Annotated in this window: 2 protein-coding genes; both read right to left on the bottom strand. The window is 60.4% G+C overall.

Going from position 1 to position 2,624, the window contains the following annotated elements:
* Positions 1-149: 149 nt before the first annotated feature.
* Complete coding sequence (gene istB, locus F3H98_RS30805) at positions 150-905, bottom strand: IS21-like element helper ATPase IstB (protein WP_149764788.1); 756 nt, start codon at positions 903-905, stop codon at positions 150-152.
* 12 nt (positions 906-917) lie between these two features.
* On the bottom strand, positions 918-2,429 hold the full coding sequence (gene istA / locus F3H98_RS30800) for an IS21 family transposase (protein ID WP_149764786.1): 1,512 nt from the start codon (positions 2,427-2,429) through the stop codon (positions 918-920).
* Positions 2,430-2,624 lie beyond the last annotated feature (195 nt).

Raw genomic sequence — 2,624 nt, 5'->3', positions numbered from 1 at the left:
TGCGTATTCCGATGAAGCCGGCCACCGATTCCGATTTGAAGCCGGCCGGTCATTCCGATTTCATTCCGGCCGCCATTCCGATTTGAAGCCGGCCAGTTTCCAGTCTGATCCTGGGTCTTGTTGATGTTTGGGTCGTGTTTTGTTTCAGGTCAAGCTTCGGTCTTTTCGGGTGCGATTGGCGGGCGCTGTTTTCGCATGCTTTCACCGGTGAGATCGATGCGATAGGCGTTGTGAACGAGGCGATCCAGGATGGCATCGGCAAGCGTGGGGTTTGCAATAATCTCCCACCAGCGATCCACGGGGACCTGACTTGTGACGATGGTTGAGCGTCGTTCGTAGCGATCCTCAATGATCTCCAAAAGATCACGGCGTTGGTCGTCATTGAGTTTTTCCGGTCCCCAGTCATCGAGGATCAGCAGGTCGGTCCTGGCAAGAGATTTGAGGATCCTGCCGTATCGCCCGTCGCCTCTTGCAAGCGAGAGGGCGGTGAACAGCCGGGGAACCCGGTGGTAGGCGACGGAGAAGTCTTCGCGGCATGCCTTGTGGCCGAGAGCGCAGGCAAGCCAGCTTTTGCCGACACCGGCTGGCCCGGTGACAAGAAGACCGTGATGCTTTCTGATCCAGTCGCAGCCGGCAAGCGCCATGAACAGATTGCGGTCGAGGCCGCGTGGGGCGCGGAAGTCGGCATTCTCGATCTGCGCGTCATGGCGTAGCTTGGCAGCCCTGGCGCGAGCCTCGAAACGCTTCTGGCGGCGCATGGTCGTCTCGCGTTCGAGCAGCATGGCAAGCCATTCGCCGTGCTCGAGGCCGCGCGCTTCGGACTGTGCGTCGAGTTCCTGGAAAGCGGTTGCCATGCCGTAAAGACCGAGCTCTCGCAGCATGTCGATGGTGGGATTGATTAGCACTGGTGGATCTCCTCAATGAAAGTAATCAGGGCCACGCAGATTGGCGTGCTCGATGATGGCGGTTGGTTCGCCGGATTGACGTACGGCTTTGTGGTTGGCGATGAGCGAAGCAATGCTCTTGCAGTTCAGGCCACCAATCTCGACAGCGCGGGCCGACACGGCTTCGGCCCAATTGCGATCGATGTCGCGAAACAGGCGTAGGATGCCCAGACATGTTCGAAAGCCCTGCTCGGGATGCGGACGGTTGGCGAGGATTGCGATGATCAGGCCTTCCGTCTGTGGCCCGATGGACGCGGCCCAGCGTCGAAAGCGCTCCGGTGTCCACTCGGCATAGCGCCGGTGTGAACTGGGCATGTGGTCCGGATCGGTTCCATGGCGAAGACCTCCATATCGGCGCTGATGCACCGCGACGCGCTTGCCGCGATGGAAAATCTCGATGGTGCGCGCGGTCGCTCTCAGATCGACCTGCTGCCGAATGAGGGCGTGGGGCACGGAATAAAAGAAGGTCTTGAACTCGACGTGGTAATCCGTCGAGACGCGGACCAAACGCCATTCGGCAAACTCGTAATCTTCCGGTGGAAGACTGGCCAAAGCCGGTCGCTCGACGGTCTCGAAGAGCTGCCGGCGACTGAGGCCCAGCCGGCGCATGACGTGGTCGTTGATGCGATCGAGTGCCTGGGCAATGGCGGCATTGGCCTCGGCCAGCGAAAAGAAAGTCTGATTGCGCAGCCGCCCCAGAATGCAGGACTGGGCGAAACGCACTCCGTTCTCGACTTTCGATTTGTCCTTCGGCCGTCGCGGCCGTGCCGGAAGAACGCCGACGCCATAATGGGATGCCATCATGCCGTAGCTGCGGTTGATCTCGGGATCGTAGAAGCTGGCGCGACTGACCCCCGACTTCAGATTGTCGGGAATCACGAGTCTGGTAACGCCGTGAAAAAACCGAAACATCCGGACATGCGAGCCAATCCAGTCGGGCAGCGTTTGCGTCCAGGTCGCCTCCGCGAAGGTGTAGCTGGAGGCGCCCAGCACCGCCACGAAGATCTCCGCCTCGCGGATCTCGCCGGTCTTGCGGTCGACGATCGGGATCTTCTTGCCGGAATAATCCACGAAGACCTTGTCGCCCGCGGCGTGCTCCTGACGCATTGTCGGTGACAGTCGCTGCTGGAATCCCCGCAGGAGTTCACAGAAGCGACTGTAGCCGTAGCCTTCGGGATGCGACCCGCGATACTCCTCCCAGAGGATGAGCAAAGTGACGCCGGGCTTCTTGAGCTCGACCGCAAGATCGGCCCAGTTCGGCTCGGTGCGCCGCCGTGTGCCCTGCCTGACGCCGTTGCGGCTGAAAAGCTTGTGCTCGAGCGCATCGTCGGTCAGTTCGCCCGGCAACGGCCAGCTCAATCCAACTGCTGCCGCACGCTGCAGGTTATCCTGCACGGTGCTGCGCGCTATCCCTAACATGACTGCTATCTCGCGGGAGCTCGTCCCGCTTCCGGCAAGCCGAAGCATTTGTCTCAGTTGTCTCATGGTCAGCCTTCTCTTCGCCGGCATCCAAATCTCCCCGTTTACGGCGGGGCATTTGATGCCAAAGTTGCTGACCCAGGAGGTAATCTTCAGTGCCGAAAACTGGCCGGTCTTTGATCGGAACGGTGGCCGGCTTCAAATCGGAATGGTGGCCGGTCTTTGATCGGAATGGCGGCCGACTTCACGTCGGAATCCGCA

The organism is Neomesorhizobium albiziae, from assembly GCF_900114255.1.
Lineage (GTDB): Bacteria > Pseudomonadota > Alphaproteobacteria > Rhizobiales > Rhizobiaceae > Neomesorhizobium > Neomesorhizobium albiziae.
The sequence above is the reverse complement of the archived record's forward strand: the minus strand, read 5'-3'. Positions and strand labels throughout refer to the sequence as shown.

Bases quoted from the DNA above. Each gene is read 5' to 3' on its own strand.
- istA (WP_149764786.1), bottom strand. From the start codon at position 2,429: ATGAGACAACTGAGACAAATGCTTCGGCTTGCCGGAAGCGGGACGAGC.